At 71.5% G+C, this 5,967-nt stretch carries 3 protein-coding genes; all 3 read right to left on the bottom strand.

The features are described from left to right. On the bottom strand, window positions 1–1,665 hold a 1,665-nt coding region (locus ACFU99_RS29845; RefSeq protein WP_384397922.1), incomplete at its 3' end, for a condensation domain-containing protein. Between the two features lie 117 nt (window positions 1,666–1,782). Further along, window positions 1,783–3,822, bottom strand: a complete 2,040-nt coding sequence (locus ACFU99_RS29840; protein ID WP_384397920.1) for an ABC transporter ATP-binding protein — start codon at window positions 3,820–3,822, stop codon at window positions 1,783–1,785. A gap of 113 nt (window positions 3,823–3,935) precedes the next feature. Continuing rightward, on the bottom strand, window positions 3,936–5,027 hold the full coding sequence (gene hppD, locus ACFU99_RS29835; RefSeq protein WP_384397918.1) for a 4-hydroxyphenylpyruvate dioxygenase: 1,092 nt from the start codon (window positions 5,025–5,027) through the stop codon (window positions 3,936–3,938). Between the last annotated feature and the right edge of the window lie 940 nt (window positions 5,028–5,967).

Here is a 5,967-nt window from a genome sequence, read left to right as displayed (position 1 = left end):
GCACAGCACCACCGACGGGGCCGCGTCCGCGAAGATCAGCCCGACGCGCTCCGCCGGATAGCCCGGATCGACCGGCACAAACACCCCACCCGCCATCGAGACGCCCAGCACAGCGGCCACCATCAACGCCGAACGCTCCACCGCCACCGCGACCCGGCACTCCGGCCCCACACCCGCACCGATCAGTTGCCGCGCCACCCTCTCCGATCGGCCAAGCAACTCCCCGTAAGAAAGAGAAAGTTCATCGCCAACGACCGCCACCGCATCAGGAGATACTGCTGCCTGACGCCGGAACAGCTCCGACAGCGGGGCCGCGTCCACCGGCACGGCCGTCCGGTTCCACCGCTCCACCACCAGCCCGCGGCCCGTACTGTTCACCGCGCCGATCCGCCCCACCGGCGTCGCGGGCTCCGCGGTCGCCTGTTCCAGGAAGCCGAGGAACGCGTGGTGGTGGGCTCGGGCCCAGTCCTCGTCGTACAGGGCGGGGTTGACGTCGAGGTCAACCCTCAGTCCGCCGTCGTCCGACGCTCCGCTCATCAGCACGTCGAACTCCGCGACCGGCCGGCTCGGCAGATAGCGCACGATGCCCCGGTGCTCCCCGAAGCGGAGGTCCGGGCCGGACGGGGTGACGCTCACGAAGGGGCCGAAGTGGCGGCGGTCGTCGCCGGGCCAGTCGAGTTCGTCGTGCAGTCGCTCCCCCCGGAACCCCTGGTGGCCGAGGAGTCCGTTGATCTCCCGGCCCGCCCGGTGGGCGAGGTCCGCGAGGCTCAGCCCGGCGCGTACGGGCAGCCGGAACGGCAGGACGTTCGCCAGCGCGCCCGGGGTCCGCAGCGCCTGGGCTCCGATGCGCCCGGCGGCCGGGAGGGTCAGTACGGCCTCGTCCGCGCCGGTCGTGCGGCACAGGAAGGCGGCCACCGCCGCGACGACGAGCGTGCCGCGGCTCGAACCGGTGCGGAGCCCGGCCGCCCGTAACGCGGCGACGGAGGCGGGCGGCAGCGCTCCGGTGACGCGCGGGACGGGGCCGTTCTCGGACCGCCGGCCGGGGATGGCCGCCGGGTCGGGGCGGACCGCGAAGTGCTCGTGCCAGTACCGCCGGTCGCGTTCGTACCGCTCGGACTCCCGGTAGACGGACTCGTGGTCCAGCAGGTCGTGGAGGGGGGTGTGGCCGGGCGGCTCGTACGGTTCCCCGCGCAGCGCCGCCCCGTAGAGCTCCGCGACGCGGCGCGCCAGCGAGGAGCTTCCGAAGCCGTCCATCAGGAGGCGGCTGTAGCGCTGGTACCAGATGTACCGGTCGGCTGCCAGCTCGAACAGTGCGTAGGCGACGGGGTCGGCGGCCTGCCGCATATCGGTGCGCATCCACGCCTCGGCGGCTTCGCGCGGGTCGCTCTCGGCGCTGACGTCGATGGTTTCCAGGCGCCATGGCGGAGCTTCCCCGATGACCTGGAAGGGCTTGCCGCCGATTTCCGTGAACCGCGCGTGGATCGCTTCCGTCTCGTCGACGACCTGGCGCAGCGCGAGTTCGAGGACGGCCGTGTCGATGGGGCCGAGGATCTCTGTGTATTGCCCGACGCTGTCCGGCCCGCGCGAGTTCTCCGCGCGCCGGGCCGGCCAGAGCTCACTCTGGCATTCGGACAGGGGCAGAGCGGTGTTCTCCTGGCCGTTCATCCTGGTCCCTTTCTCTTCTCTCGGGCGGCGCGGGGCGGCGCTGTCAGCTCAGGTCTCTCAGGTCAGGTCTCTCCGGCGGCGCTGTCGGCTCTGACGGCTCGGTGGCGGCCGGCCGTCCTAGTAGTCGTCGGAGGCGCGGTCGATGACGTGCGGAGGCCCGTACTCCGGGGCGCTGCCGTCGAGTACGACGGTCCCCTGGGGGTGCGTCACCTGCCGCGGCACGGGCCCTTCGGCGGGCGGCTCCTGCTGCCGGTGTCCGCCCGCTGGTCCGCCGGCGGCCGGCCCGGCGAACTGGGTGGTGTACAGCTCGGCGTAGAGCCCGCCGGCGGCCAGCAGTTCCTCGTGCGTGCCGTGCTCGCGCACCCGGCCCTCGTCGATGACGAGGATCTGGTCGGCTTCGCGGATGGTGGACAGCCGGTGGGCGATCACGACGGAGGTGCGGCCGCGCAGCGCCGTCTTGAGGGCGCGTTGGATGGCCGCCTCGGATTCGGAGTCCAGGTGGGCGGTGGCCTCGTCGAGGACGACGATCGAGGGTGCTTTGAGGAGCAGCCTGGCGAGGGCGAGGCGTTGTTTCTCGCCGCCCGAGAGCCGGTAGCCGCGGTCTCCGGCGACGGTGTCGAGCCCGCTGGGCAGCGAGCGGATGAGGTCCCAGATCTGGGCGGCCTCGCACGCCTCGATCAGCTCCGCCTCCGTGGCCTCGGGGCGGGCGTAGGCGAGGTTGGCGCGGATCGTGTCGTGGAAGAGGTGGGCGTCCTGGGTGACGACGCCGACGGTGTCGCGGAGCGAGTCGAGGGTGACGTCGCGGAGGTCCTCGCCGTCGATGCGTACGGTGCCGTCGACGGGGTCGTACAGCCGCGACACGAGGTGGGTGGTGGTGGTCTTGCCGCCGCCGGAGGGGCCGACGAGGGCGGTGAGCTTCCCGGACGGTGCGCGGAAGGTGAGTTCGCGCAGGACTTCCGGGGTCTCCTCGGCGCGTTCGCCGCCGCCGAGCGAGGCGGATTCCAGGGAGGCGAGTGAGACTTCGCTGGTCCTGGGGTAGCGGAACGAGACGCGGTCGAACTCGATCTCGGGGGCCGGGCCGCTGCCGGGCGCGGGCAGGGCCCTCGCGCCGGGCCGTTCCTCGATGAGCGGTTTCAGATCGAGCAGCTCGAACATCCGGTCGAAGCTGACGAGGGTGGTCAGCACGTTGGACTGCATGCTGGAGAGCTGCGTGATCGGCCCGTACAGCCGGCCCAGCAGGGCGGCGAGCGCCACCAGGGTGCCGATCCGGAACGCGCCGTCGACCACGAAGCTTCCGCCGAGGCCGTAGACGATCGCGGTGGTGAGGGAGGCGAGCAGCAGCATGAGGATGGTCGACATGCGGCTGTAGACCGTCCAGGTCACGCCGATGTCGCGGACCCGGATCGCCCGCTTCTCGAACTGGGCCGCTTCCTCCTTCGGTCGGCCGAAGAGCTTCGCCAGCATCGCGCCCGCCACGTTGAAGCGCTCGTTGATGGTGATGCCCAGCTCGGCGTTCATCTGCATCTGTTCCCTGGAGTAGCGCTGGAGGCGCCGGCCGACCAGGGCCACCGGTACGAGGAACACCGGCAGCATCGCGAGGGCGATGAGGCTCAGGAGCCACGAGAGGTAGAGCATCTCGCCGATGACCAGGAGCAGGGTGAGGGCGCTGGACGCGGTGGTGAGCAGCATGCCGAGCGCGTGCTGGGCCACGATGACGTCGGTGTTGAGCCTGCTGACGAGGGACCCGGTCTGGGTCCGTGTGAAGAACGCCAGCGGCTGCCGCTGCACATGGTTGAACGCCTCCACGCGCAGGTCGTGGCTGACGCCCTGGCCGATGCGGCCCGCGGCGTAGCTCTGGCCGAGCTGCGAGACCGCGGCCAGCAGGGCGAGTCCGGCGACGACGGCGGAGATGCCCGCCACCACCCCCATGTCGTCCTTCAGGATGCCGTCGTCGATGATCACCTTGAGCAGCAGCGGCACCGCGACGATGGTGACGGAGTCGACCACGGTGAGCAGCAGCAGGAAGACCACGTCGCGGCGGTGCGGTTTCGTGTAGGAGAGCATCCGGCGCAGCGTGCCCGGCCTGATGCGCTGCCTGGTGACCTTCGCGTCGTCGGTGGTGCTGACCACTCCGCCCGGACCTACGGAGACATACATATCGGCGGAACCTCCCGTGTCGGGGTGCTGATCGCGCGGCCGGCGGGTCGGGGCGCGTGGGTGCGCACCGGCCGGACGGCTCCTCCGCTACGTGCTCGGCCGCGGCCCCGCGGTCATGCCGACGACGCCCCGCCCGGCGCGTCGGAGAGCGCGCGCTGCCGTTCCACCGCCTCGTACAGCGCCTTGATGTTGTTGCTGCCGAACGTGCGCGCCCCGCGGCGGTCGATGAGCTCGTAGAACAGGGTCCGCCGGGGGTGGCGCGACTCCGTGAAGATCTGGAGCATCGCGCCCGAACTGTCGCGGTCGGCGAGGATGTTGAGCTCGCGCAGCGTCGGTACCGGGGCGCCCACGTCGCCCACCCGGTCGGTGAGGGTGTCGTAGTACGTGTCCGGGGTGGACAGGAAGCGCGCGCCGCGGTCGGAGACGGTGCGCACCGCTGCCGTGATGTCCCGGGTGAGGAAGGCCAGGTGCTGGACGCCCGCGCCGCCGTGGGCGGACAGGAAGGCGTCGATCTGGCCCAGTTCGCGGGTGGTGTCGGGCTCGATGAGGGTGAACGTGACCTGCCGCGAAGCGCTCTGCACCACCTTGGAGTCCATGGCCTGGAGCCCCACGACGATGCGCTCCTCGAAGGTCTGGGTGAACCCGAAGACCTCCTGGTAGTGCCGTACGGCCGTGTCGAGTTCGCCCGCGGGCAGGCAGACCGCGACGTGGTCCACGGTCTCGAAGAGGCCCGCGTCGGCCGGGGCCGGGACGGTCTCCTGGATCAGGCCGGGCGCGAAGGGCGCTCCGCGCGCCTCGCGGGAGGTGAAGCGGTGCTCCACGTCGCCGAATCCGATCACGGACGCGAAGGTCACGCGGCTTCCCCTGCCGCCGAGCACCATCGGCGGGACGGTCGGCACGGCGCCCCGCTCGACGGCCTCGGAGAACGCGGCGTCCGCGTCGTCGACTTCGAGTCCGATGACGGCGACCCCGTCGCCGTGCCGGTCCACGTACTCGCCGGCCGGGTGGCCGCCGCCCGGCAGCCCCGATGTCACGAGGACGGTGATGCCCCGGTGGCGCAGCAGCAGCGTCCGGCACTCGCCGAGGCCGGTATCGGAGCCGCCGCTGCCGTGCGGGGCGAATCCGAAGGAGTCGCACAGGTGGGCGGCCGCCTGGTCGGCGTCCTCGACATAGAGCTCGATGTGATCGATCGCACGAATGTCCATACCACTACCCCCTTTTCGGAACGCGGCAGGCCACGGCTTCCGGCGCACATGGCCTGCCCGACTCGCATGGTGTTCCCGGCTCCGGCGCCCCCGCCGTCCATCCGGGCGTCTTTCGCACTTGGACGCTGTTCGGACGCTATTGGGAAGCCGTGCCGGTGTTTTACCGGTCCGGCATTCCGCGCGCACTCGATGGTCGGACTCGATGGCCCGACTCGATGGTCGGACTCGATGGTCGGATAGGCCACGATGCGGAGAGACCGAGAAAGCGCCGTATCCCCGTACAGGTTCTCCGATGTCCCGGAGACCGCCCCCGTTGTTCCGTCCTGGCTCGACGGACGAATTTCCCCTATTCGGGCTCCGACTCTAACAGCGACTTTACCGGCCGGGCACCCCTATCCCCGGGGGGTGAAATCGCTGTGGGCCCATTCGCTGACCCGGGGCAACTGCCGCTGGGTACGGGTCCGTACTGCATCGTGCGTAAGGCGCGGCTGACGGGTCGGGCCGCCGCCGTCGGCGGGAGGCAGTATCCGCCCCGCCTTCGTTCTCGCCCGCACGGCGGAGGACGTCCCGCATATCCCCCATGCACATGTCACCCCTATCGGGCCGTGCACCACGGTGTTGTCCCGCCCGGCGGAACGCGGACCGGGCGCCCGCCGCGGCCGCTCGCGACGGCGCGCCGCCCATAGGGGGTCGGTAAAGGTACAGGCCAGGGAGGAGCACCACGCGCTGTGTCCAACGAAGCGATGCCCGACGTACCCGGCACACGCCGCCGGACGGCGGTTCCGCTCTCCCTACCCCTACGGGCGAGTCACCGGTGCACCGGCCATTCGATCGCGCGCCCGAGCCGGGACGCGGCGGGGCGTGCGCGGCGCGATGCGCGCGTATGGTCCCGGGCACGCGGAAAGCTCCTGGTGGGCACCGGGCCGGCGCGGAGCCGGAC

It is taken from the genome of Streptomyces sp. NPDC057654 (assembly GCF_042800135.1).
In the GTDB taxonomy this organism is placed as follows: domain Bacteria; phylum Actinomycetota; class Actinomycetes; order Streptomycetales; family Streptomycetaceae; genus Streptomyces.
The sequence above is the reverse complement of the archived record's forward strand: the minus strand, read 5'-3'. Positions and strand labels throughout refer to the sequence as shown.